The 24637-nt window shown below is 46.1% G+C and carries 28 protein-coding genes and 1 riboswitch; of the genes, 23 read left to right on the plus strand and 5 right to left on the minus strand.

What is annotated here, in order from left to right; all coding sequences use genetic code 11:
* Window positions 1-29 precede the first annotated feature (29 nt).
* The 9 genes from BN1080_RS01095 to BN1080_RS01135 all read left to right on the plus strand — a co-directional run bounded on the left by BN1080_RS01095 (window position 30) and on the right by BN1080_RS01135 (window position 6203).
* Window positions 30-590: a GNAT family N-acetyltransferase gene (locus BN1080_RS01095; protein WP_407674771.1), complete on the plus strand. Its 561-nt coding sequence runs from the start codon at window positions 30-32 to the stop codon at window positions 588-590.
* 101 nt (window positions 591-691) lie between these two features.
* Window positions 692-1321: a nitroreductase family protein gene (locus BN1080_RS01100; protein WP_052649744.1), complete on the plus strand. Its 630-nt coding sequence runs from the start codon at window positions 692-694 to the stop codon at window positions 1319-1321.
* 157 nt (window positions 1322-1478) lie between these two features.
* Window positions 1479-2027 carry a GNAT family N-acetyltransferase gene (locus BN1080_RS01105; RefSeq protein WP_052649745.1) on the plus strand — a complete coding sequence of 183 codons (549 nt, stop codon included), beginning with the start codon at window positions 1479-1481 and terminating at the stop codon, window positions 2025-2027.
* Window positions 2024-2728, plus strand: a complete 705-nt coding sequence (locus tag BN1080_RS01110) for a Type 1 glutamine amidotransferase-like domain-containing protein (RefSeq protein ID WP_052649747.1) — start codon at window positions 2024-2026, stop codon at window positions 2726-2728. The genes BN1080_RS01105 and BN1080_RS01110 overlap by 4 nt, the downstream gene beginning before the upstream one ends.
* A 6-nt stretch (window positions 2729-2734) precedes the next feature.
* On the plus strand, window positions 2735-3310 hold the full coding sequence (locus tag BN1080_RS01115) for a nucleotidyltransferase family protein (RefSeq protein ID WP_052649749.1): 576 nt from the start codon (window positions 2735-2737) through the stop codon (window positions 3308-3310).
* A gap of 16 nt (window positions 3311-3326) precedes the next feature.
* Window positions 3327-3833, plus strand: a complete 507-nt coding sequence (locus BN1080_RS01120; RefSeq protein WP_052649752.1) for a GNAT family N-acetyltransferase — start codon at window positions 3327-3329, stop codon at window positions 3831-3833.
* Between the two features lie 168 nt (window positions 3834-4001).
* Window positions 4002-4640, plus strand: a complete 639-nt coding sequence (locus BN1080_RS01125; protein ID WP_052649754.1) for a class I SAM-dependent methyltransferase — start codon at window positions 4002-4004, stop codon at window positions 4638-4640.
* Window positions 4637-5077 carry a hypothetical protein gene (locus tag BN1080_RS01130; protein ID WP_052649756.1) on the plus strand — a complete coding sequence of 147 codons (441 nt, stop codon included), beginning with the start codon at window positions 4637-4639 and terminating at the stop codon, window positions 5075-5077. The genes BN1080_RS01125 and BN1080_RS01130 overlap by 4 nt, the downstream gene beginning before the upstream one ends.
* The gene (locus tag BN1080_RS01135) at window positions 5070-6203 is read left to right on the plus strand and encodes a DUF3885 domain-containing protein (RefSeq protein ID WP_052649758.1); all 1134 of its coding nucleotides are present in this window, start codon (window positions 5070-5072) and stop codon (window positions 6201-6203) included. The genes BN1080_RS01130 and BN1080_RS01135 overlap by 8 nt, the downstream gene beginning before the upstream one ends.
* 270 nt (window positions 6204-6473) lie before the next feature.
* On the opposite strand, the gene BN1080_RS01140 is transcribed toward BN1080_RS01135, so the two are convergent.
* Window positions 6474-7808, minus strand: coding sequence for a DUF4179 domain-containing protein (locus tag BN1080_RS01140; protein WP_052649759.1), 1335 nt, complete (start codon window positions 7806-7808; stop codon window positions 6474-6476).
* Window positions 7801-8319 carry an RNA polymerase sigma factor gene (locus BN1080_RS01145; RefSeq protein WP_052649761.1) on the minus strand — a complete coding sequence of 173 codons (519 nt, stop codon included), beginning with the start codon at window positions 8317-8319 and terminating at the stop codon, window positions 7801-7803. The genes BN1080_RS01140 and BN1080_RS01145 overlap by 8 nt, the downstream gene beginning before the upstream one ends.
* 309 nt (window positions 8320-8628) lie before the next feature.
* On the opposite strand from BN1080_RS01145, the gene panB reads away from it, so the two are divergent.
* Window positions 8629-9465 (plus strand): 3-methyl-2-oxobutanoate hydroxymethyltransferase, encoded by an 837-nt coding sequence (gene panB, locus BN1080_RS01150; RefSeq protein ID WP_052649763.1) that lies wholly within the window; start codon window positions 8629-8631, stop codon window positions 9463-9465.
* 41 nt (window positions 9466-9506) lie between these two features.
* On the opposite strand, the gene BN1080_RS01155 is transcribed toward panB, so the two are convergent.
* On the minus strand, window positions 9507-10826 hold the full coding sequence (locus tag BN1080_RS01155; protein ID WP_052649764.1) for a murein hydrolase activator EnvC family protein: 1320 nt from the start codon (window positions 10824-10826) through the stop codon (window positions 9507-9509).
* Window positions 10827-11080: 254 nt separating this feature from the next.
* Window positions 11081-11542, minus strand: coding sequence for a universal stress protein (locus tag BN1080_RS01160; protein ID WP_052649766.1), 462 nt, complete (start codon window positions 11540-11542; stop codon window positions 11081-11083).
* A gap of 196 nt (window positions 11543-11738) precedes the next feature.
* Between BN1080_RS01160 and BN1080_RS01165 the strand changes: the two genes are divergently transcribed.
* From BN1080_RS01165 to BN1080_RS01220, 12 genes are all read left to right on the plus strand, one after another.
* On the plus strand, window positions 11739-12296 hold the full coding sequence (locus BN1080_RS01165; protein ID WP_052649768.1) for a methyltransferase family protein: 558 nt from the start codon (window positions 11739-11741) through the stop codon (window positions 12294-12296).
* Between the two features lie 152 nt (window positions 12297-12448).
* Window positions 12449-13117 carry a Crp/Fnr family transcriptional regulator gene (locus tag BN1080_RS01170; RefSeq protein WP_052654300.1) on the plus strand — a complete coding sequence of 223 codons (669 nt, stop codon included), beginning with the start codon at window positions 12449-12451 and terminating at the stop codon, window positions 13115-13117.
* Window positions 13118-13289: 172 nt separating this feature from the next.
* On the plus strand, window positions 13290-13412 hold the full coding sequence (locus BN1080_RS01175; protein WP_052649770.1) for a hypothetical protein: 123 nt from the start codon (window positions 13290-13292) through the stop codon (window positions 13410-13412).
* A gap of 30 nt (window positions 13413-13442) precedes the next feature.
* Window positions 13443-13910: a cytochrome c oxidase subunit II gene (locus BN1080_RS01180; protein WP_052649771.1), complete on the plus strand. Its 468-nt coding sequence runs from the start codon at window positions 13443-13445 to the stop codon at window positions 13908-13910.
* A 2-nt stretch (window positions 13911-13912) separates the two neighbouring features.
* Window positions 13913-15565, plus strand: coding sequence for a b(o/a)3-type cytochrome-c oxidase subunit 1 (locus BN1080_RS01185; protein ID WP_052649773.1), 1653 nt, complete (start codon window positions 13913-13915; stop codon window positions 15563-15565).
* A gap of 509 nt (window positions 15566-16074) precedes the next feature.
* Window positions 16075-18363 (plus strand): bifunctional diguanylate cyclase/phosphodiesterase, encoded by a 2289-nt coding sequence (locus tag BN1080_RS01190; RefSeq protein WP_052649774.1) that lies wholly within the window; start codon window positions 16075-16077, stop codon window positions 18361-18363.
* 91 nt (window positions 18364-18454) lie between these two features.
* A complete protein-coding gene (locus BN1080_RS01195; RefSeq protein WP_052649776.1) occupies window positions 18455-18646 on the plus strand; it encodes a DUF3934 domain-containing protein in 192 nt (63 codons plus the stop codon).
* Between the two features lie 140 nt (window positions 18647-18786).
* The gene (locus BN1080_RS01200; RefSeq protein WP_052649778.1) at window positions 18787-19206 is read left to right on the plus strand and encodes an organic hydroperoxide resistance protein; all 420 of its coding nucleotides are present in this window, start codon (window positions 18787-18789) and stop codon (window positions 19204-19206) included.
* A 44-nt stretch (window positions 19207-19250) separates the two neighbouring features.
* Window positions 19251-19688 (plus strand): MarR family winged helix-turn-helix transcriptional regulator, encoded by a 438-nt coding sequence (locus tag BN1080_RS01205; RefSeq protein ID WP_052654302.1) that lies wholly within the window; start codon window positions 19251-19253, stop codon window positions 19686-19688.
* A 30-nt stretch (window positions 19689-19718) separates the two neighbouring features.
* Window positions 19719-20195: a glutathione peroxidase gene (locus tag BN1080_RS01210; RefSeq protein WP_052649779.1), complete on the plus strand. Its 477-nt coding sequence runs from the start codon at window positions 19719-19721 to the stop codon at window positions 20193-20195.
* 120 nt (window positions 20196-20315) lie between these two features.
* Window positions 20316-20903, plus strand: coding sequence for a cysteine hydrolase family protein (locus tag BN1080_RS01215; protein ID WP_052649781.1), 588 nt, complete (start codon window positions 20316-20318; stop codon window positions 20901-20903).
* Complete coding sequence (locus BN1080_RS01220; protein WP_052649783.1) at window positions 20900-21640, plus strand: class I SAM-dependent methyltransferase; 741 nt, start codon at window positions 20900-20902, stop codon at window positions 21638-21640. The genes BN1080_RS01215 and BN1080_RS01220 overlap by 4 nt, the downstream gene beginning before the upstream one ends.
* 30 nt (window positions 21641-21670) lie before the next feature.
* Here BN1080_RS01220 and BN1080_RS01225 read toward each other — a convergent pair whose 3' ends face one another.
* On the minus strand, window positions 21671-22978 hold the full coding sequence (locus BN1080_RS01225) for an MFS transporter (RefSeq protein ID WP_052649784.1): 1308 nt from the start codon (window positions 22976-22978) through the stop codon (window positions 21671-21673).
* A 431-nt stretch (window positions 22979-23409) separates the two neighbouring features.
* On the opposite strand from BN1080_RS01225, the gene BN1080_RS01230 reads away from it, so the two are divergent.
* Window positions 23410-24234 (plus strand): undecaprenyl-diphosphate phosphatase, encoded by an 825-nt coding sequence (locus BN1080_RS01230; protein WP_052649786.1) that lies wholly within the window; start codon window positions 23410-23412, stop codon window positions 24232-24234.
* 81 nt (window positions 24235-24315) lie between these two features.
* Window positions 24316-24493, plus strand: a riboswitch (cobalamin riboswitch).
* Window positions 24494-24637 lie beyond the last annotated feature (144 nt).

A 24637-nucleotide genomic window follows, 5' to 3' on the forward strand; every position in this document is an offset into this window, starting at 1 on the left:
TTAAAAATGTGATAAAGTTGAAGGATAAGATGATTCCAGTAGAAATGGGGAAAAGTATGGAAAGCGAAAAGATTATGCTGCGGAAATTAACAGAAGCAGATTTGGCAGACATTTTAGCAGTGGAGATCAAGAACAAGGAACTCTTTGAACAATTTTCGGTGACGCGAAGCCCGGATTACTACACGCTGGAAGGCCAGGCAGCAAGGCTTCAAAGGCAAGAAGAAAACCGCCAAAAAGACAAAGAATACAATTTCGGGATTTTCTTAAAAGACGGCACCTTGATCGGCAGCATCAATTTGGTCCAAGTGGTCCGTGGGCCTGTGCAAAGCGCCATTATGGGCTATACGGTGGACCAGGACCATAACGGCAAAGGCTATGCCACGGACGCAGTGAAACTGCTCGTCGGCTATGCGTTTGAAGAATTATTGCTGCACCGCATCGAAGCAGGGGTGAAACCGGATCATATCGCCTCCATCCGGGTGTTGGAGAAAGCAGGCTTCCATAAAGAAGGCATCAGCCAGAAAAACGTTCAGATCAATGGTGTCTGGGAAGACCATCAAATGCTTGCCATCATCAATCCGAACGATTAACGAAAGGCGTGCAGGTCAACTTCTTTGACAGGCTAAAGGCTGCGTGATAAATTACTCTTTGCGACTTACTAAAAGTAAGTGTAAACAGAGGAGGCATTTCCATGTCAGTAAACGTAGAATCACCCTTATATAAAGTAATGAAAGAAAGAAAGTCGGTACGTGTCTACGATCCGAACTTTAAGATTGAAAAAGAAGAATTGGAAGAAATGCTGACGCTTGCAACAAGTGCACCATCTTCCAGCAACCTTCAAGCTTGGAACTTCATCGTGATCCAAGACCAGGAAGTGAAAAAAGAATTGCGCGCGATTGCGAACAACCAAGCGCAAGTCGAGCAATCATCAGCGGTCATCGCTGTGCTCGGCAATATCGACGCATACAAGAATGTTGAGAAAATCTACACGCAAAATGTGGAAGCCGGGCATATGGACGAGTCCATCAAAGAACGGACCGTCGCTAATACGTATGCAATGTACCCGAACGCTCCTGTAGAAGCGCGCATGAACATTGCGGCATTTGATGCGGGCCTTGTCTCCATGCAGTTGATGCTGGTCGCAAAAGAGCGCGGCTATGACACAATTCCGATGGGCGGCTTCGACAAAGCGAAATTCGCAGAGAGATTCGAACTGCCGGAACATCTTTTCCCGATTGTGTTGATCGCTGTCGGAAAAGCAGCAGCTCCAGCATTCGGCACAACGCGTCTGCCGTTGGAAGACGTAGCAAAATTCATCTGAAAACAAAACCTGAACTGCCGGCCGGCAGTTCAGGTTTTTTATTGGAGCGCGGCCAATCGGCGGAGTTGGGCGTATTTCAACTAAACTTGGGCGTAAAAAGGGGAAATCGCTCCTCGTGGCGAAGACAGGTAGATGGATTTCTTAAGGAGGCGACCACATGGCATTTCCGGTATTCGAAACGGAACAATTAAATTTAGTACATATTACACAGCGCTACAAAGACGAGTTTTTTGATATCATGTCACGGGATGAAGTAACGAAATATTACGGGAGCGAAAGTCTGACCGATCCGGAAGAAGCTGCCCGTCTCATTGATGCCTTCCAATTCGGCTACGAAAGCGGCCGGGGCATGCGCTGGGGAATCATCTGGAAAGAGAACGGGCAATTTCTTGGAACAATAGGGTTGAATAATTTAAATGACCGCTCGAAGAAAGCGGAAGTCGGCTACGAACTGCATCCGGATTACTGGGGACGAGGAATTACGAAAGAGGCGGTCAGTGAAATCTTGAGGTATTGCTTTGAAGAACGCGGATTTTACCGGATAGGCGCCGTGACTTTCCCGGAGAATAAACCATCAAGCGGGCTCTTGAAAAAACTTGGATTCAGCGAAGAAGGACGGCTGCGCGGCTACATCTATCAAAGAGGCGAGTCGCATGATGCCTTGATTTTTTCTCTATTGAAGCCGGAATGGGAGAAAAGAGAATGAAACAGATTATTGCGCTTGGGGGAGGCGGCTTTTCGATGGAGCCGGAAAACCCATTATTGGATCAATACATTCTTCGGCAATCAGGAAAAACAAAGCCTAAAATTTGTTTTATCCCGACAGCGAGCGGGGATTCGGAAACGTACACGCAGCGTTTCTATGATTTTTTTGAGCAGCAGGACTGTTCGCCGACGCACCTTTCACTATTCAAACCGCCTGCCGGAGATCTTGAAGAATTTGTCCTCGCTCAGGATATTCTCTACGTTGGCGGCGGTAATACCAAAAATCTTTTGGCTCTATGGAAAGACTGGGGATTGGACGCCATCATTCGAAAAGCTTGGGAGAAAGGGACGGTGCTTGCGGGCATCAGTGCCGGGTCCCTTTGCTGGTTTGAAGATGGCATTACGGATTCCTACGGAGACCACTTGGAGCCGATTCACTGCCTCGGTTTTTTGGCCGGAAGCAATTGTCCGCATTACGACGGAGAAGAAAACCGGCGGCCGGTTTACCAGCGCTCAATTGCCACGCAGGAGATAAAAGGCGGAATTGCTGCAGATGATGGAGCCGCCTTGCATTATATCGGCACAGAACTCCATCGGATTGTCAGTTCCCGGCAGGCTGCCAAAGCGTATGAAGTTTCTTATAAAGAGGCTTTGCAGGAAGTCGAATTGCCTGTCGTGTATCTGGGGGATCAGAAAGGCTGAGAATAAATGAAAAACGAACAGGATATTTTGCAAGCGATCGAAGCTGACGCGTGGATGATGGCTGTATTGGAAGCGGCAAAGCGATTGGATCTGCCGGATTGGTGGATTTGCGCAGGCTTTGTCCGCACCAAACTCTGGGATGCGTTGCACGGCTTTAACGAACGGACGCCGCTTGGGGATATTGATGTGGTTTACTTTAATCCGGAAGCGGTGGATGAAGCGGAGGAAAAGCGCTATGAAGAAAAGCTTCATCAGCTGATGCCTGATTTGCCTTGGTCGGTGAAGAATGAGGCGAGGATGCAACGCATCAATGATCTTCCGCCATACGCTTCTTCTATCGATGCCATCTCAAAATTTCCGGAAACCGCAACGGCACTTGCAGTTAAACTGGATGAACGGGGACAATTGATTTTAGCAGCTCCTTGCGGAATAAGTGATGCATTGAATTTAATCGTAAGGCCGACACCGCATTTCATTGAAAATAAAGAACTGGGAACGGTTTACGAAAATCGCCTGAAGACGAAGAACTGGCTTTTAAAATGGCCAAGATTAACGATTTATCAGGTGAACCAAAACAGTTAGCGAAAGGACTATCACCATGAAAATACAGACAGAAAGATTGGATTTCCGGCTCTATCGGGATGAAGATTTCGAATTTCTTTATTCCATGCTGTCGGATCCTGACGTCGTCCGCTATATCGGCAACGGCAATACACGGACCCGTGAAGGCGCAGTGGAGTTTTTGTACTGGATTTACCGCTCGTACCGGGAAGATCCGGATTTCGGGTTGCGCGTGCTTATCCGGAAAAGCGACGGGAAGCCGATTGGACATGCGGGGCTTGTCAGACAGACAGTCGAAGGGCAGCCGGAACTGGAAATCGGGTACTGGATCGCCAAGGAATTCTGGGGGCAAGGCTATGCAAAAGAAGCAGCGAATGGCCTCCGCTATTACGGCACGCATTACCTGGCGAAAAAACGCTTCATTTCCCTCATCCAACCCGGGAATATCGCTTCGCAAAAAGTAGCTGAATCGATCGGCATGGCGTTGGAGAAGAAAATTGTCATGAATGAAAAAGAAGTATGGGTCTATGCGTTGAAAGTTTAAGGATATTTTTCTGTAAAATTATGCTAATATTTGATTAACAATGAAAGGTGGAGATTGGAATGAAACAGGCAAGATTAAGTAAAGGACAATTAAAACGAGGACAACAGCGCACCAACTGAAGAGTGGGGAATACTCTCGGTTTGGTCCAGCTAACAGGAGGAGTATTCAATGTTGAATAAACAAGGTTTTGATTTATGGGCAGGACAGTATGACGAAACGGTTCAGCTAAGTGAGGAAAATAACCAGTACCCGTTTGCCGGATACAAGGAAATTTTAAATACCATTTATAACGAAATCAGAGAACGGGAAAATGCAGAGGTGCTGGATATCGGTTTCGGAACGGGGATATTGGCGAGCCGGTTATATGAAAACGGCCACCGGATCGACGGCATCGATTTTTCATCAGAAATGATTGCCATTGCGAAAGCGAAAATGCCGTTCGCCAACTTGCTGGAATGGGACATCACAAAAGGTTTGCCGAGCGAGCTCGCAGGCCGGAAATACGATGCGATTGTCAGCACTTACGCTTTGCATCACCTCTCGGATGAACAGAAAGTCGATTTCCTCAAGAACTTGCTGCCGCTGCTTTCGGCAGAAGGCAAAATCTACATCGGGGACATTGCGTTCCAAACCCGTGCGGACTTGGAGAAATGCCGAAAAGACAGCGAGGGCTACTGGGATGAATCAGAGCATTACTTCGTCTACGAGGAAATAAAAAACAGTTTGGAAAACCTTTTCCAGTGTGAATTTTATCCGCTTTCGCATTGCGGCGGCGTGATCGTGCTGGATCCAGAGGCGAACAGATGAAGACAGTCGAAATTGGGCTATGGACAGTGAACATCGATCCGGAAAAAACGCGGGAATTCTATAAAACCCACCATCCGATTACCGAAGATTGCCGCTGCCGCTACTGTGAGAATTACAGTTTGGCTGCGGCTTCTTTCCCGGAACACGTGCGGATGCATTTTGACCGGCTCGGCATCGATCCGCAAAAAGAAGGCGAAGTTTTTGTAGGAGACGATGACGGGAAGGATATGCTTCTTTATATGGGGTTTTACCACGCGGTCGGCGAACTGGTCGAAGGGCCAAAACAGGCAGTAGCCGAAGAAAGTGGGTTGAGATTCCATTTTTCAGAGCAAACGGATTTGGTGCCGGAAGGATTTCCGGAACCGGTCCTTCAGTGGGAATTTGAACTGGAAGTGCCGTGGCTTCTGGAAAAAGAGAAAAGGGATACTGATGAATAAAACGCGAATGGACGGCTTCACGTCCTTCATGGACCGCTATTTTCCGGATTTGATCTTGTTGCCTGCCTTGTTTTATTCGTGGCCAATCGGTATTCGTTTTGAACTGGGCACTCACTGGAACAAAGGTTTAGGGTATGAAGGCAGTCCTTATCTTGAAAACGTTTATAGCCGGGCCATTCGTTTATTTGAAGCGGCCCACGCCGAACAGGATGAATTGTACATCGTCACGCATCTCCCGGATTTTGGCGACTTGAAGCGAAACCGCAAAAAGCTGGTGATGACGCGCTATATGAATAAGAAATCTTTGCGTTACCGCTTGATGCACCGAGAAATACCGTACGTGATTCCTGAAGACAACGAAGAAGGACACTGGAAAAGCCACCTTTTCGTTTTGCCATGCCGGCGAAACGAGGTGGATTACCCGGGTTTATTGAAGGAATGCTGCAACGAAGACATGGGATTTAAAAAAACGGTTTGCCAAGAGGTCTTTATCGTCAATAAAACGCGGAAAACTATTTTTCATGTATATGACGACAGAGGGTGCGACTTAATCGCCGCGTCTGTAGAAGCCATCCGGCCGATGTATGAAATGTTCAACAGCTGGATATTGGATTACGACCGCCTGAAAATCGATCAAGTTTTCAATGGAGGGAACACGATGAAGCCGGTAATGAAGAGAAGCGAATTGCAAAACAAAGAGGACATCTGGAATGCCGTAATCTCAGCTATCAGTAACATGGACTTTCCTTCCGGAGATCCGACCGCCGATGAACTTTCCATCCTTTTTCAGTATTATTCCGAGAATGAAAGCGGCGGGCATGAAATTTTGCTGAATTGGTGCAGTGAGTTGATTGAAGAGAAGGGCATTGATGCTTATCTTGAGAAACTCACCTTAATCTTGGAGAAAATTGGAGCGGGCGAATACGCAGCAATCGAGCAGCGCTACTTGAAGGACATCTGGCAGCTTTATAAAGAGCTGGAGCAAGACGAACGAAAAGAAGACGCTTTTCTAAAAGCGGTCCAACAGGCAGATCGAGCTTATCAAGCCCTTGGAAAGCAATTGGAAAACAAGATGGAAGTGTATTTTGTAGACATTTATCCGAAATTGATTGATATAGTAGAATGATTCGCATAAAAGAGAGGCTGATTCTTAGATGAATCAGCTTTTTTCTTTAGGTTTCTGGAGCGTGGAAAGTAAATTGGGTCGGAAGGATAGTATTTGTGCGCGAATGGACAGTATTTTGAGGTGAACGGACAGTATGTGGCGTTTTAAGGCAAGTAAATGAAAATGCTGGATGCAAGAAATAAAATAAAAGAAAATTTTTCCATTTTATGTCTTCCATTCTATCCTTAAAAAAGAAGCCCTGGAATAAAACACATTCCAGGGCCCCATGTCCTATTCCCGCGGATTCTTCAATTCCACCTTCACATCGCCTTTGATGCGGTTTGGGTAGGCAAATAGCTCGAGACGCAACGGATTGGTGTAATCGGTCGTCCCGAATTCGACCGTCCACTGGATTTCATTGTCCGGCGTCGACATCGATTCGGAGGATGGATAGAATCTTTTCCCTTCGGCGTCTTCAATCCCCGTCGTTAATCCGTATCGATGCGCTTCATCCTCAATTCCGGAAAGTGCGAAGATGGCTTCCTTTTGATCGGCCTTTTCCATTGAAAATCGCGCATCTTTCGGACCACTAATCAATTCCCCTTTTTCTGTATCAATGACTAAAAATGCTTCTTCGACCGGCAATGCCTGGACGGTATTAAATCGCAAATAGAGTTCGCCTGGCTGCTCAAAATAATTGCTTTGGAGAAGATAAGAAACGGTTCCTTCTGAGAGGTTTCCTGTAGAGGTGAAGCCGTTCAACATCGATCCCCATACATTTCCGTTTTCATCCTCCAGCCGCATGTCTTCGAACTGCAGGATCTTCATTGAGTTCGTTGGATCCAATGAAATATTAATCTCTGCACGAAGTGGGTGGATGATAACTTCTTCGATAATGATTTTCTGCCCTTCAATTTCCGCCACTTCATCTAAAGCGAACACGAGACTCGGTTTGATATCTTCAGGGACGGTGAAAGGCACACTGAAGAGTACTTCTTCGCCGGAAACAGTTGCAGATAACTCGAAACCGAAGGCCAAATCATCAAACACCATCGGCTCTTCAAAATAAAATTCGATATGGTCGGTATACCGATTTGGCGATTTTCCGTCATGGGGGCCGCCAAGAGACATGCTGTAAGGCGGAATCTCTTTTGTATTTTTTAATCGCGCATTCTTCACTTGAATGTCTTCAAGCGATTCAGAAGACTCAATCGTGTAATAAACGTTCATGCCCGATCCATCAAGAATGACGCCGTCGATTGTCAACGTATGGTTGCCTTGCTGTTCGGACGCGCCAATTGCTTGGTAATAATCGTTTTTGAAAATGCCGCTGAGCCCTTTGTCCTGTTCGATCAACTCCACGAATTTCTCCAGGCCGGGAATAACAGCAACCGCGTTCGCAAAAGCGGGCGATACCCGAATGCTCGTAGCAAAAGCGAGGATCAGGACAGCCGCTGCAGCGAGAGTCCAAAGGGTGCGTTTCTTCCGGACTCGAGTCATGCGCTTCTCGCGTTTTGCACGTTCCATTCCTTGAAGGATTGCGGCGTCCGCCTGTTCCAAAGGGAGGGTTTCTGTATCCAATCGCTGTCTGAGAGATGCAAGCTTTTTTTCTTCTCTGTCATACATGATCCATCTCTCCTTTGCCTTCGAAATGGCGGCGCAGTGTCCGGAGGGTTTTATGCAGGCGCGATTTAATCGTGCCTTCCGGGACCTTTTCCAACGCCGCGATGTCTTTGATTTTAATATCCTGGAAATACTTCAGGTAAATCAATTGCTGCTCTTTTTCGTTCAAGGAAGCGAGGGCTTCCGCCAATTCCAATTGTTCGAAATTGCTGGTGGTGCCCGCTTCGTTCGCTCGTCCGTCCATGACGAGCCGTTTGTTCGTTTTCAATTGATCCTGGCAATAATTCATCATGATGCGGATCAGCCAGGTTTTCAAATAGGCCGGGTTCTTCACGGTGTGGATTTTCATATATGCCCGGTAAGTCGTTTCTTGAAGCGCTTCAAGCGCACTATGCTCGTCTTTTAAAAAAGCGAATGCCGTGCGGAGCAATGCTTCTTTATGCAGCTGCATCAATGCAAGAAACGCTTCTTCGTCTCCTGCGATGGCTAGCTGGCTCATCTCAAGGCTGTCCATCAACCCGCCTCCTTTAGGCATCTTTACTATTAGACTCTACACCAACTAAAAAGTTCATGGAGAAAATAAAAAAATATCGCCAGAAACAGCTGTTTGTCAGATGATTGCCATTTCTGCTATAGTACGAGTAAGGGCGGTATCATTGTTGAACTGCACCTGCAACACCCATTTTCAACAAATGAATAGTTCTGCCTTGATCTTAAAATGACAGGGACGGAGAAAACCAAGTCGCGTAAATTTCTGTCCGTCTGTCCATTTCTGGATTAGACGGGCTTTTTTGTCGGGTTTTCCTCCCGGAAGGAGAGAAAAATGAAAAACACAGCATCATTCAGCAAAATGAAAAAAGAAAACGAGAAAATCGCCATGCTGACGGCGTATGATTATCCGTCTGCAAAACTGGCAGAAGAAGCCGGCGTTGATGTCATCTTAGTAGGGGATTCGCTCGGCATGGTCGTGCTTGGCTATGATTCGACGGTGAAAGTGACTGTCGATGACATGATCCACCACGGCAAAGCTGCGCGCCGAGGCGCACCGGATACCTTTCTTGTCGTCGACATGCCGTTCGGATCCTTCCATGGCAGTTTGGACCGCACGCTTGAAAACGCAATCCGAATTTTTCAGGAGACAGGAGCAGAAGCTCTGAAACTGGAAGGCGCTGATGAAGTGATCGACGTCATCCGCTCATTGACGCGCACCGGAATCCCGGTCGTCGGCCATCTTGGGCTTCTGCCGCAGACCGCGGGCGTTTTGGGAGGCTATAAAGTACAAGGGAAGACAGCGGACGCGGCACAGAAATTGATCGAAGATGCCAAAGCGTGCGAAGCAGCTGGCGCTTGCATGATCGTATTGGAGTGCATCCCGTACCAATTGGCGCGTGAAGTCACGGCAGCGGTCACGATTCCGGTGATCGGCATTGGTGCCGGTGCCGATACGGATGGCCAAGTGCTCGTTTACCATGATACGTTGAAATACGGCTCGCACCATTTGCCGAAATTCGTCCGTTCCTATGCAGAAACCGGGGAAATCATGAAAAACGGTTTGACGGCTTATGTAGAAGAAGTGAAATCTGGGGCCTTCCCGGCCGAAGAACACCGCTTCACCATGAAAGAAGAAGAGCTCCAGCAATTATATGGAGGAAAAGAATAACAAAAAGCCCCGCTTGAATTTCAAGCGGGGCTTTCGTTTTATTATCGGATATATGGAGCCGGGTTTACCGCATTTGAGCGGGCGCCGTTCCAAGAGCCGATATGGATTTCAAAGTGAAGGTGAGGGCCAGTCGAGCGTCCTGTACTGCCGACTTCACCGACTTTTTGTCCTTGCGAAACGGATTGGCCAACTGATGTGCCGATTGCACTCATGTGTCCGTATACCGTTGCGTATTGCCGTCCGTTAATGGAATGCGTCATGATGACCACATTGCCGTAGCCGTTCATATAGCCGGCGTAAGTAACGTAGCCGCTCGCTGCCGCTACAATCGGTGTTCCGGTAACGTTGGCGATGTCCATTCCAAGATGCGATTCAGCGCCTGCGCCGATATCGCGTCCACCGAAGCCGGAAGTGAATCTTCCTGGAGCCGGTTGGATAAAGTTCGCGCTGCCTACAGCCGGCGCCACGTACGATGAGCTCGAGCCGGAGCTTGCACTCGCAGCTGCAGCCTTAGCTGCTGCGGCTTTGCGTTCCGCTGCTTCTTTTTTCTTGCGTTCCGCTTCCGCTTTGCGTGCAATTTCAGCTAAGCGGGCTTGTTCTTTCGCGATTTTCTTTTCCAAGTTGGCGCTTAAGTTAAGGGCTTCATCACGTTGCTTCTCTAAATTGGATTTTTCTTTAGCCAAACGGTTTTGTTCAGCTTTCAATTCTTGCTCAAGGCCGGCCTGTTCTTGCTTTTTCGCATCAAGCGAGTTTTTCAATCCGACCAATTCGGCTTTTTTGTTTTCCTGTTCCGCTAATTTATTCTCAACTTCGGCTTTTTGTTCCGCCAACAGTTTTTTATCGTCCGCTTGTTCTTTCATGATTTGGCGGTCCGCTTCAATTAGAGTATTTACGGCTGAAAAACGGTCAATAAAATCGATGAAGCTGTTCGCTCCAAGCAAAACATCTATGTAGTCTACAGAACCGCCGCTCAATTGAATGGCGCGCGCCCGGTCTTTCAACAATTCGTCGCGTTCCGCAATTTTCCGTTCCAACTCTTCAATCGATTTTCTCAATTCATCAATTTCAATTTTTGTTTGATCGATTTGAGCTTGGACCCCGTCAATTTTCGCTTCAGTTTCCTGAATTTGCTGGTCCAGCTTTTCAATTTGGCTGATGATCTTTTCCAGTTTCGTTTGATTTTCTGAAATCTCATTCGCTTTTTGCTGGATTCCGGAATTCAATTCGTTTTTCTTTTGGTCGGCTTGCTGCTGCTTTTTCTCTAAATCGCTTAACGTATCGGCATTCGCTGACGGCATAATAAGCGTTAAAGACAAGACGGCAGCAATAGCAGTCCCCGCCCATTTGGATAGTTGCTTCATGTGTTCATTTCCCTCCTGGATAAGTGTTTCTCTCTATAGGTTGGTGCTTTATCAATAAATTCAGTTCATAAAAATTGCTGAAAAACAGCAGCGCACCTATTGTAACATGAGTAAAAACTGTTTTTTATTACAGTTTTGTATCAAAATTATATCGCTATATTTCATTGGCAGAGTCTTAAGGCGCGGAAAAGAGGAAAACCCCTTCCTTTAAAAACAATAAAGGAAGAGGTTTAACATCTTTCTGATTCAGTATGTTATGCTTCGATGCTTTCAGGTTCCTCAGTGCGAACGACAAGCACATCACAATGGGCAGAACGGATGATCCGTTCGGATACGCTTCCGAGGAAGATGCGTTCTGCTGCATTCAAGCCGGTAGCCCCGCAAATAATCAAGTCGATGTGGTATTTCTTGACCAGGTCAACGGGAATCAGCTTTTTAGGCGAACCGTACTCAATCACGACGTGGACGTTTTCAGCGCCAGCGGAAATGGCCGCTTCCTTGTAGCTGGCCATTAGTTTCTCGGAACTGGCCATTGCATCTTTTGCAATTGCCTGGCTGTATGCTTCAACGGAGCCAAAAGATTGGTTGTCGATAATATGGACAAGATACAAAGCGGAGTTATTGCGGGCAGCAATCCCGATCGATTTTTTGAAGGCAAGGTCGGCTTCATTCGAACCGTCTACCGCCACTAAGATATTTTGATATTCTATGGGCATTTAAATTCCTCCTGTCTATATTGTTCTTTTTCCACATCTCTACTGTAAATTCCTTTTTTATTTCATTATTCTTACAGTAAAGTATGTCAATAAAGTGAAAAGTTGTTTGGCTCTAAGCAAAAGGTCGGAAATTTGTCTTGAATGGGGATGTTCTATATAGTGACTATAAGAGAAACTGAAGGTTTGGGTGAAGCGGATGGCAGTGGCAGAGTGGATGTTCATTGGAATTAGCGTGATATGGATCGGAGAATTCATTTTCTTCCGAAATCGGGGCGTCGGAGAAGGCGATCCGTATGAAAAGAAATCTTTTTACTATATTCTAGCTGCACTTGGAGCTACAATTGCTGCGGCTCTGCTGCTGCAGGAAATCGGAACCGGCACAGAAATAGGCCAATTCATGCGCTGGACTGGTTTAGTGCTGTTTGCTATGGGTGTATTCCTAAGGTTTTGGGGAATCCTTCATTTGAAAAGCCAATTTACCCGGCATGTTACAGTCCGGGAAGGCGATGAAATCGTCAGTTCCGGCCCATACCGGATGTTGCGGCATCCGCTCTATACGGCGCTGCTATTAATTGGCATCGGCATGGCCTTGTTTTGCACAAGCCTGATCGCGGCAATTTTAGGAGGAGCTCTTGTCACCTGGACATTGCTGAAACGCATCCGCTACGAAGAGGAGCTGCTGATTGAAAAATTCGGTCCGGCGTATGCCGAGTGGATGAAAAAGAGGGCAAGGCTAGTGCCATTTATTTATTAATAAAGTGAAAAAACTGCCGCGTTTTGGCAGTTTTTTATTGGGAAAATGCATTTTTCCAAGCCTAAAATATGATAATCTTGAATTATACGACACAATCTCTTGAGGAATGAGGGCTCAATTTGGAACGGACAGCGGCAACCCAAAAATTCACAATGGAAATGGACCTGCATGCGGACATTAAGAAAATAGTGAAGTCTTATCCAAAAAACAGTTATCTTTTCCGGGAAGGCGACGACGTCAAAGGGATTTACATCATCCAGTCCGGAAAAGTGCAAATCGGGAAAGTGACGCCGGATGGCCGGGAACTCACGTTGAAAATTTGCGGGCCGGATCAGATTGTCGGAGAAATCACGGTCTTTTCAGAAGCCGCCAAATACATGCTGGACGCACGGGCGATCGAACCCGTCGTGTGCACAAAAATTGCGATAGAGGATTTGGAGGAAGGGCTTCTGAAAAATCCGAAATTGTCAGCGGCGTTCATGAAATGGATGGGCATCGATCAGCAAAAGACCCAGACGAAATTTCGCGACCTGCTCCTTCATGGCAAAAAAGGGGCGCTCTATTCCACGTTTATCCGGTTGAGCAATAGCTATGGCGTTCAACAGCCGGAAGGCATTTTGATTGATCTGGCGTTGACCAATCAGGAACTCGCCAATTTCTGCGGCATGACCCGTGAAGTGGTCAACCGGATGCTCAGTGAGCTAAAAAAAGAACAAGTCATTTCGATGGTGAACGGCAAAATGCTGATTCACGATCTTTCCTATTTAAAAACCGAAATCAATTGCGAAAATTGCCCGATTTCATTTTGCAAAATCGATTAAAAACTAAATGCAAGAGCAAGAAGCGGTCCTGGAGCAATCCGGGATCGCTTCTTTTTTGTCTAAAATTCGACAGCTGCTGCAAAAAGAGGCGAGTATGTGAGAAATATCACAATGTTTGAAGGCAGAAAGGCTTACGTTAGGAGTAAGAGATCGACAGAAGAGGTGAAAGAAAATGAGCAAAAAAGATGATCACGCGAACGTAGACCTCCGCGGAACTTTGATCAGTGTGTTTTTTGTAGGCGTTGTGATTGTCGCCATGTGGGTCATCGTCTATTCGATGTATGTCGCAAGGTGAAAAAGGATGAAGGAAAAGGAGTAGAGGAACATGCATCTTCATAAATTCGAAAAAATTTGGCTGACTTTCGGGATTGTCGCATTAGCCGTCTTTCTGGGCGTCGTCGGCGTGAGTGCCTTTTCGCAGGACCATACGCCGGCAGGGGGAATGGACACGATCGACCCGAAAAAAGTGAATGAGACTGCACCATTCGATAAACCGGGCGTGACGCAATTGGATGACGACACGTACCAAGTGGCAATCGTCGCAATGGCATTCGGCTACAATGCACCGGATCTTAAAGTGCCGGCCGGAAAAGAAATCATCTTCAAAGTGACCAGCACCGATGTGGTCCACAGTTTTACGATCGATAACACCAAAGTGAATATGATGGTCGTGCCGGGGCGCATCACCACAAAGTCTTACACATTCGACAAACCCGGAAAATACTTGATTCTCTGCAACGAATATTGCGGTACAGGGCATCACATGATGTTCAATGAAATAGAGGTGTATTAAAGATGATTGCTGCACAAGATCGAAAAATCGCTTTATGGAATATCGGCGTTGCGTATACGGCGTTCTTGATCGGGACCTTATGCGGGCTGCTTCAAGTATTCATCCGGAATGATGCGCTGCAATTGCCGTCTTGGCTGGATTATTATCAAATTTTAACAGCACATGGCGTGCTGCTCGCACTTATTTTTACGACCTTTTTTATTTTCGGTTTTTTCATTACCGGCATGAGCAAAAGTTTAGGGGCATTCGGCCCGAAAGTCCGCCTGTTTTCCTGGATCGGCTTCTGGGTGACGCTGCTTGGCACCGTCATGGCGACCGTAATGATTGTTTCCGGAGAAGCTTCCGTTCTTTACACATTTTATGCACCGCTAAAAGGCAGCGGCTGGTTTTATGTCGGCTTGGCTTTGGTCATTGTCGGCACGTGGATCAGCAGTTTTGCACTCGTGGGCCATTACATCGTTTGGCGCAAAACGCATAAAGGCGAATTAAGTCCGTTATTTGCATTTATGACGATCACGACAATCATCCTTTGGATCATTGCTTGTCTAGGAGTCGTCGCCACCGTATTGTTTCAATACATCCCGTGGGCATTCGGATGGACAGATACCATCAATGTCGAACTCAGCCGTTCGCTGTTCTGGTATTTCGGGCATCCGCTGGTCTACTTCTGGCTCCTGCCGGCGTATATGGCCTGGTACGTAATTGTACCGAAATTATTGGGCGTGAAAGTGTTCAGTGATTCTTTAGCCCGCTTATCGTTTGTCTTATTCATTCTGTTTTCCATCCCGGTTGGATTCCACCATCAATTGACAGAACCGGGGATTTCGAACTTCTGGAAATTCCTGCAGGTTGTCTTGACGTTCATGGTCATCATTCCGTCGTTGATGACGGCCTTCTCGATGTTCGCTACGTTTGAAATTTCGGGACGCAAAAAAGGCGGCACGGGATTATTCGGCTGGTTCAAAAAACTTCCGTGGAAGGATGTCCGCTTCACATCGATCTTTATTGCGATGGCGTTCTTCATTCCTGGCGGCGCCGGCGGAATCATCAATGCCAGTTTCCAATTGAACGAAGTCGTCCATAACACCTTATGGATTGTCGGGCATTTCCACATCACAGTCGGCACGCCGGTCGCGATGACGTTCATGGGGATGACGTTCTGGCTCATTCCGTATTTGACCGGCCGCAAATTTACGAAGTCGATGCAAATTCTCGGATTCGTCCAAATCATCACCTGGTCGATCGGCATGCTCTTGATGTCGACAGCCCAGCACGTCCTAGGACTTCTAGGAGCGCCGAGACGAACTGCATACTCCGGCTATAACGGACACGAATCTGCATTAGAATGGTTCGACGGCATTTTAACCAACCACGTGACAATGGCTGTCGGCGGAAGCATCCTGTTCCTTTCTGCCATGATCCTGATTTACATTGTGGTCATGACAATGTTCTTGTCGCCAAAAGCTGTGAAGCCGGAAGAGATTGTTGAATTTCCGATGGCCGAAAGCGACAAAGAGAGCACACCGAAGTGGCTGGAGAACTGGTGGATTTGGATCGGCATTGCGGTCTTCCTGATTGTCGCCGCTTATGCGATCCCGTTAAGCCATATGATTCATCATGCACCACCTGGATCGGAAGGATTTAAAACTTGGTAGGAGTTGAGCGCAATGTTGATCACCGCATTATCCTTAATGATTATTTTCATCGTCTTCACGGCCATGCTGATTGAAACAGGCATAACAGACGAAGAATAGAAAGAAAACTGCCTTTCCGCCTATCGGAGAGGCAGTTTTTTTGGTTAAATGAAAATACAGACTATTCAGCAATGAGGCTTCATGCCTATAATGAATTACTGAAATAAAATTACAAAAGACTTGGAAGGAAGTTCGGCTATTTCAAAAAAGGGGCTGCCGGAGAATGGACTAGACCGTTAGACCGGTTCGAGGTTTCATAGAAGACGAAAGCCGCCTTCTCCAACGGAAATTGAAATATTCCTTGATTTACATCATCTGGAACCGGAATGCAGAGAGACAAGACGATGAAAAAAGTTCAAATCAATAATCATTCATTTCCATTAAGAAAATCAAAAAACTGCCGATAGTAAAAGAAAAGCCGTTTTCACAAAAATGGCTTCAACACATCATGAAGATTTGGGAGAGACGATATGACACTGAAGATGAAGACTGCGGGACTTATCGGCATTACAATGGCAGCATTTATCATTTTAATCTTCCTTTTCATGCGGCCCGTCATATTGAACGACGCCAAGTTGATGGATGAGGAATCCTTGGAAACCGACCAGGAACGTGTGGAAAGCTACATCGAGTCGGAAAAGATGGATTTGCAGCGTTTTAACCGCGATTGGGCGGTATGGGACGATTCCTACACTTTTATGCAAAATCGCAGCGAAGCATATATTCGTTCCAATCTAATTCAAGAAACATTTGAAAACAGTGCCATTAATTTAATGGTTTTCATCAATACAAAAGGCGAGGTCATCTATGCGAATGGCTACGACTTAACAGATGGCACGGAGTTGGATTTGGCTAGCAGCTTGCAGCAGGTTCCGGAAATCATCGAAGAAGCTGAAAATGGAAACGGGCTAGTGATCATTGAAGATTCCAGTTTTGGATCGGTGATGGTTGCAGTGGATGAAATTCTGGGAAGCGAAGGCCAAGGCCCATCGACAGGCCGGCTGGCTTCGGGTATTTTCCTGGACGAATCTTTTTTTAATACGATGCGCAATACATTGGCGCTGGATGTGCAAGTAGTCAATAAAGAAGCGGGAGATCTGAAAATTCAGGAACTGGATGAAAAGACATTGAGCAGTTTGATTGCGGTTAGTGACGGCTTGACGCTTGAATTGAAGAAAGACCGGAAGTATTACCAGCAGAAGTCGAGCAGCATGAATGGCCTTTTTCTGGCGTTGGCTATCGCTACCGTTATTTTGGTTGTTCTTGTCTATTATTTAATAGATATGCTTGTCTTATCGAGGATTTCTCACCTTTCTGTCCAATTGAAAGATGTGGATTTCGATAAAGCACATTCTTTGGAAGTCGAAAATTCCAGAAATGTTGAAGATGAAATCACCGATCTTGAAAATTCAATTCAAAATATGCTGATCAGTTTGGAAAAGGCGCATACGGATGTATCAAAATTGGCCTTTTTTGACCAATTGACTGGATTGCCAAACCGTTTCAGCTTGTACAAAGATTTTCTGAAGCGCATCGAAAAAAATGACACTTCTTTTGCCATTCTGTTTTTTGACTTGGACGGCTTCAAGCGGATCAATGATTTATATGGCCACAATAGCGGTGATGAAGTATTGAAGCAGATTGGCCGGCGCCTGAATGGTAAATCGTTGCGAAAAGGAAGCCGCTTGTACCGGATCGGCGGCGATGAATTTATTTTGATTTCAAATACCACCGAAAGGACGAAATTGAGCGAGGAAATCGCAGAAGTAATGGCAGCAATCCAAAAAGTATTCAATCTAGGCAAAGTGACCACCAGCATTTCGGCTAGCATCGGAGTCAGCTTTTATCCGGCGAATGCCAGGACTTTGGACGATTTGCTGCAATATGCGGATGTGGCGATGTACGCAGCGAAAAAGAACGGCAAGAACCATTTTGTTTTCTATGAAGACATTACAGACAAGCATCTCTACAAATACTTATTGAATTTGAAAAACGATTTGGCCGACGCGATTGCCAATAACGAATTCTTTCTTGAGTACCAGCCGATCATGGACAATAAAGGCGAGCGCATTCAAGCGGTAGAAGCGCTCATTCGCTGGAATCATCCAAAAGAAGGGCTGATAGCACCGCTGCGTTTTATTCCATTAGCCGAGGAGACGGGCATGATGAAAGACATCGGCGATTGGGTCATCCGCAATGCGGTAAAGGATCTTCAAAAGTGGAACCAGGAAAATGGCCAGTCGCTGTCTTTGGCCATCAACGTTTCTAAAGCCCAGCTGAGGTTCAAGAAAGAGCTGATCGAATTGATTGACGAAGTGCTGGAAGAACAGGAGTTTCCGGCGCATCAGCTTCAAATTGAAATTACGGAAAGCGATACCGCAGCGGAGCACGAAGAGATTGTGGACTTTATCAACGAATTGAAACGCCGCAATATCCAAGTGGCGTTGGATGATTTCGGTGTCGGGACTTCTTCGCTGTACCATCTCCTGGAATTGGACGTGGATATTGTGAAAATCGACCGCAGCTTCCTGCGCCAAGTGCCTGCCAGTGAAAAAGATACAGCTCTGCTGAAAGGAATTTACAGCACCTTGTATGATTTGAACATCCAGCTGGTAACAGAAGGCATCGAAACAGAAGAACAGCGTGATTTTGTTTCTGCGAAAAACGGTTCTTATTTGCAAGGCTTCTATTTCAGTAAGCCCGTTCTTTTGGAGGAATTGAAGAAGATGCAGGAGGCTTGGGAAAAGACTTTATTATAAAAAGGAACCTGCCCATATTTCTGAGAAAGATGTGAAAATGGCCAAAACCTGTTATGATAAGAGGATTCACAGAAAGTAACGGAGTGATAAAATGACTAAAAAAGCGAAAGCCAAAAGCGGCATAGGCCAAGGGACCGGGAAAAAAGGCTGGAACCGCTGGAAAACCGGCGCCAACAAAGCGAAAAGCTTTAAGCCGTATACCAGCAAAGCCAATAAGAAAACCGATGGATCAAAATCTGGCCAATCGGCTAACAATGAGCCGCCTGAATGGATCGACGGCTAAATCCGACATACTGAAGCTGCCCGATGATGGGTGGCTTTTTTTATGGAAAAGAAACGAAAGCATGAGCAAATAAATTTACATCGCCTGCGATGCAGTTTAAAGTAGATCGTGTAAGATATAAAATATTGGAGGGATGAATGATGAAAGCACTTTATGAAACAACGATCATCAACACTGGCGGAAGACAAGGGGAAGTTTATTCGGAAGACAATATCTTCTTCATGGATGTAGCGAAACCGAAAGCACTTGGAGGAGAAGCGACAACTGCTACGAATCCTGAACAATTATTTGCTGCAGGCTATAGCGCTTGCTTTAACAGTGCCTTAGAATTAGTACTAGAAAAAGATAAAGTGGAAGTCGAAAAAAGCGAAGTCAAAGCGACAATTTACTTGATTGGCGATAAAGAAAAAGGCGGCGTGAAGTTGGCTGCCAAATTAGAAGTTGACATTACCGGCATCGATGATGAGAAAAAACAGGAATACGTGGCAAAAGCGCATGAATATTGCCCGTATTCAAAAGCGATCAAAGACTCCATTGACGTGGAGATCGTGGTCCTGTAAAACGCTCTGGGATGCCGGTGAAATATGGGATAGGTGTGATGGAAATGGAAAGAATGACGAAACTGGATCAGCAATTATGCTTTGAAGTCTACAAAGCTTCAAGCAATTTCACGAAAATGTATGCGAGGGTCCTCGAACCGTTCAATCTGACATTCACGCAGTATCTGGTTTTGCTTGTCCTCTGGGAAGAAGACCGGCTGCTCGCAAAAGATATCGGTGAGCGGCTCGGCCTTGGAACCGGAACGTTGAATCCGATCATCAGCCGAATGATTGCACATGGCCGGCTCAACAAGGAACAGTCAAAAGAAGATAAGCGTGCCTACATTATTTCACTGACCGAAAAAGCGAAAGCAGAACACGAACCGATTGAACAGGCAGTGGCCGAGAAGCTGGTCAGCTGCAATTTCATGGATGTAAATGCCATTGCACTGATGAAGAATTTAAAAGAATTGAATGCTTTCTTCAGTGAATTGGATTTATAAAAGCGAAGCGAAGAACGGGAGTGATGTGAAATGAGCATTTATGATTTGACGGTTCCAAAAGCAGACGGGGATGCCTATTCCCTCAGCGAATACAAAGGCAAGCCCATGCTGATCGTCAATACGGCGACAAAATGCGGGTTGAGCGATCAATTCGACAGCCTTGAAAAACTGTATTCAACTTATAAAGAAGACGGCCTAGTGGTTCTTGGTTTTCCTTCAGACCAATTCAAACAGGAGCTCGGTAGCGCAGAAGAAGCGGAACAGGCGTGCCGCATGAGCTATGGCGTCACTTTTCCGATGCACGACATTGTAAAAGTCAACGGCAAAGAAGCGCACCCGCTGTTTAAATACCTGACTTCGAATACAAAAGGCTTCTTATCAAAAAGCATCAAATGGAATTTCACCAAGTTTCTAATAGATGCAGATGGAAATATCATTGCGCGCTACTCGCCGAAGGAAAAACCGGAAGCATTTGAAGAAGACATAAAAAAAGTGTTGGGGAAATAATCAACCTTCCTTGCCTGAAAAGCTGATGCAGCCTTTTAGGCTTTTTTTATTTTCAAAGGAATTTTCTCTTTGAACACAGAAATACATACAGATAAGTGTTTTCGAGAAAGGGAGATTCGGATGGATAAAGAAAAAACGGCATTGCTTTTGGTCGATGTGCAGCAAGCTTTTGACGATGAATCGTGGGGAGAGCGAAATAATCCGGAAGCGGAAACGAAAATGGCGGAAATTCTGGCAGCATGGAGGAACAATGAGGGGCTGGTTCTCCACGTTCAACATCGCTCTGACAATCCGGAATCGCTGTTCTACCCGCATAAAGAAAGCTTTGAAATCAAAGAGGAGCTGCAGCCAGCCGGCAAGGAAACGATTATAACGAAGAAAGTGAACAGCGCCTTTATCGGCACCAATCTGGAAGAAATTTTGCGCATGAATGGCGTTACGACCGTAGTGATTGTGGGATTGACTACACCTCACTGCATCTCCACTACCGCAAGGATGAGCGGAAACCTCGGTTTTTCAACTTATGTGGTATCAGACGCAACGGCTGCCTATGAACTGCATGATCCGAATGGAAAAAGGATCGATCCGGAAACCATCCATTCGGTTTCGCTGGCAACCTTGCACGGAGAGTTCGCGCATGTGGTGACGACGGCTGAATTGATGCATGAGTTTATCTCGCGCCCATCTCGAATCGAGAAAGGGAAATGAACGAAGAGCGATTTTATGAAGCGGTCGGAAAGACGAATGGCTGGGACTTCAGCCGTCTTCGGAGCCGGACCGAGGGGGAATTATGGGATTTCTATCAGCTGGTGGCGGAAAATGCCCAAAGTTCGGCTGCATTATTGGACATTGGAACAGGAGGCGGGGAGAAAGTGCTCGAAATTGCCGCCTCTTTTTCAGCAGTAACTGGAATCGACCGGTCGAAAGCCATGATAGAAACGGCTAAGGCAAATTTGGCGAAAACGGATTTTTCTCATGTGTGTTTTCTGGAAGCCTCGTCTGAAACACTGCCGTTTCGAGAGAGTTCATTTGATTATTTGTCAAGCCGGCACGCCCCGTTCAATCCCAAGGAAGTATGGCGAGTATTGAAAAAAGGCGGGACGTTCTACACGCAGCAAGTCAGTGAGGCGGATAAAGCGAATCTGAAGGAAGCATTCGGGCGCGGCCAGTCATTTGGCCAACGCGACGGCGCATTGCGGGATGCCTACAAAAGAGAGCTTGTTGCCGCAGGGTTTTCAGAGATGGAAATTCGTGAATACGATGCAGCGGAATACCTGGAACGGCCGGAAGATCTGCTCTTTCTTCTCCTGCATACGCCCATTATCCCGAACTTCGGCGAGCAGGAAGGAGATTTTGATCGCCTTCAGGAATTCATCGGGCAAAATCAAACCGGCAAAGGAATCCGGACGAATTCAAAGCGATTCCTGATAATGGCCAAGAAATAAGGAGAACTGATCTCTGCAGACAAAGAGCCCTTACTCATGGAGTAAAGGCTCTGTTTGTTTATGCAGAAATTCTTCTTTGACCGGCTCTTCTATTATTGCCCCTTGTTTGCGCGGCGGGCTCGCCATAAAGGCGGCGGACATGCCGAGCAGCGGGAACAAAAGGACGCCCCAAAGGATTTCCGTATAGCCGCCGAACAGGTCATATGCGATGCCGAGGGGCAATGGCCCAAGTGCTGAACCGGCTACAATCATGGCCATCGAAATGCCGCTGATGCTGCCGATGTGTTTCCGCCCAAAATAATTTGGCCAGACAACTGCCATGACGATGCGTTCAACGCCCATGCTGATACCCCAAACAAGTCCAAATACAATGGCCATTGCTAAAGTGCCGGCATTTTGAAGGAGGAGCAGAGAAACGATTTCTCCGAAAAACAGCAGGGCGAGCATGTACTGCACTTTCACTTTCTCAAGCAGCATGCCCGTCACAAACGTCACAGGCAAACCGATTAAGGCCGTGATGCTCAAAACGCTGGCCGCTGTTTCAAGGGATAGCGCTTTTTCCCGGAAAATCGAAACTAAATGAAAAGTAAGGCCGGTATTAACGATGCCCGGAATGGCTGCACAAAATAGCAGCAGCCAAAATGCTTTTGTTTTGGCCGCTTCTTTCACGGTCCAGCTGATTTCTTCTGTCGTGTTCTGCATCTTTTTCTGGTTTTTAGCGTCTCCATTGTCGGGCAGTAAACCCATATCTTCCGGTTTGTTCTGAATCAGGAAAAAGGCAAGCGGGGTAAAGCAAATGATGATAATGGCGCCGAGAATCAGCCATGAAGCGCGCCAGCCGAAAGAACCAATCAGCCAAACGTTCAGCAGCGGAAAGGCAGCCGAACTGACCAAACCGCCGATTGCTGCGATGCTGATCGCCCGTCCTCTTTTTTTCACAAACCATTGGGGGATCAGGGAACTGGAAATCAGCGCCATTGAACCTTGTCCTAGTAGCCGGATAAAAAAGAAACCGATAAACAGCATCACAAGGCTGCTGACAAAACTATTGAACATACAGGCAACAGCCAGTACCAAAGACACAATGACGGCCATTTTGCGGGAGCCGTTGCGGTCGATCAAGCGGCCGATAAAGAACAGCAGAAATCCGGAAGCCAACGTGGCCGCTGAATAGATGCCGGATACCGTTGAACGGCTCCAGCCGAATTCATCTATATAATAATCAATGAAAATTGAATTGGAATAAGTTTGTCCGGGTCCTGAAAAAAACTGGGACAGCGCAGCAAGCGCGATAATCACCCAGCCGTAATGAAAAGAATAGCCTGTAATTTGTTTCATCTTACATCTCCATATTTTGATAAGTAACTGCTCTTCGAGAGCTATTAATATATTGAAATCACAATTAATTATCATACCACCTTTCTTTATTAATAAAAGTCTTTTGTCTATAAAGAAAAAAGAAAAAGGATTCTGAAATTAATTATGTAGAAAAAATATATGAAAGCAGATTCTTTAAGCTTCTAAAAGGATTTCAAGGAATAAACGCAACAAAAAAAGGAAAAAGGTGTATGATAAATAGAGTTTCTGCATCTTCCGCCGGGGAGGTCATGAAACGAATGATGAAGGAATTCCGAGCCGCTTGACTTTGGAGGCCGGAGTCGAGTTAAATGAATAAGACTGATTTTTTTAGTTGCCGATGACTTGGAAGAACTGTACATAAAATATAGGAAATCGGATTTTATTGCCGGTTATTAAGGAGAAAGAAAAGAATGGGTTTATGGGAATTTTTTGTAGCAATTGTATTAGGGATAGTAGAAGGATTAACAGAGTTTGCGCCGGTTTCTTCGACGGGCCATATGATTATCGTCGACGACATCTGGTTGAATTCGAAAGAGCTGTTCAGTGAACCGGTAGCGAATACGTTTAAAGTCGTCATTCAGTTAGGTTCGATTTTGGCAGTCGTGATCATCTTTAGAGACCGCTTCAAAGACTTGCTCGGTTTAGACAGAAGCAAGACAGCTGAGAAAAAACAGCGTTTGAGCCTGACCAAAGTAATTGTCGGGTTAATCCCGGCAGGCGTATTCGGTTTGGCTTTCGAAGACTATATCGACGAATATCTGTTTTCGGTTGAGACCGTTATTATCGGCTTAGTGCTCGGCGCGGTGCTAATGCTGATTGCGGATTATTTCACGAAAAAGAAACCGCATATTGATACGGTTGACCAAATGACTTACAAGCAAGCGCTTGGCATGGGGCTTTTCCAGTGTCTTGGTTTATGGCCAGGATTCTCCCGCTCCGGTTCAACCATTGCCGGCGGGGTTCTGTTGAAAATGAGCCACAAATCAGCAGCTGATTTTACTTTTATCATGGCAGTGCCGATCATGCTCGGGGCAAGCGGCTTGTCATTGCTGAAAAACTGGCAGTACATTACCGTAGACGCGCTTCCGTTCTTTGTGGTCGGATTTATCAGTGCTTTTGTGGTCGCTTTAGTGGTTGTTAAATTCTTCTTGAAATTGATTGATAAAATCAAATTGGTGCCATTTGCAATTTACCGAATCGTACTTGCGGCCTTGATTTTCGTTATTTACCTGTAAGTGCTTGTAAAATCCATGAAGCTGGATTATAGTAATTAAATACAATAATTAGTGTTTTATAATATGTAGAAACACTATATATAGTGTCGCCGATAACGATGGTGCCTGAAAAGGCTCAATAGGGAATCCGTGAAAACCGGAGCTGTACCCGCAACTGTAAGTGCTGACGAACTATGGAACACCACTGTCCAATGGATGGGAAGGCCATAGTGTAGGAAGAAGCACAAGCCAGGAGACCTGCCTCGTTATAAGTTTAGATCTTCTCCGGGAGCTGGGAGGTATAACGAAGGTACTCTGCAAAAAACAGTGGATTTCTGCTGTTTCCGTTGGATTATTTGCGTTCATATACCCGTCTTCTCTCAGAGAAGGCGGTTTTTTTGTATTCCAAATAAGTAATGGAGGA

Origin of the sequence: Planococcus massiliensis (assembly GCF_000821325.1) — a bacterium.
Classification (GTDB): domain Bacteria; phylum Bacillota; class Bacilli; order Bacillales_A; family Planococcaceae; genus Planococcus; species Planococcus ruber.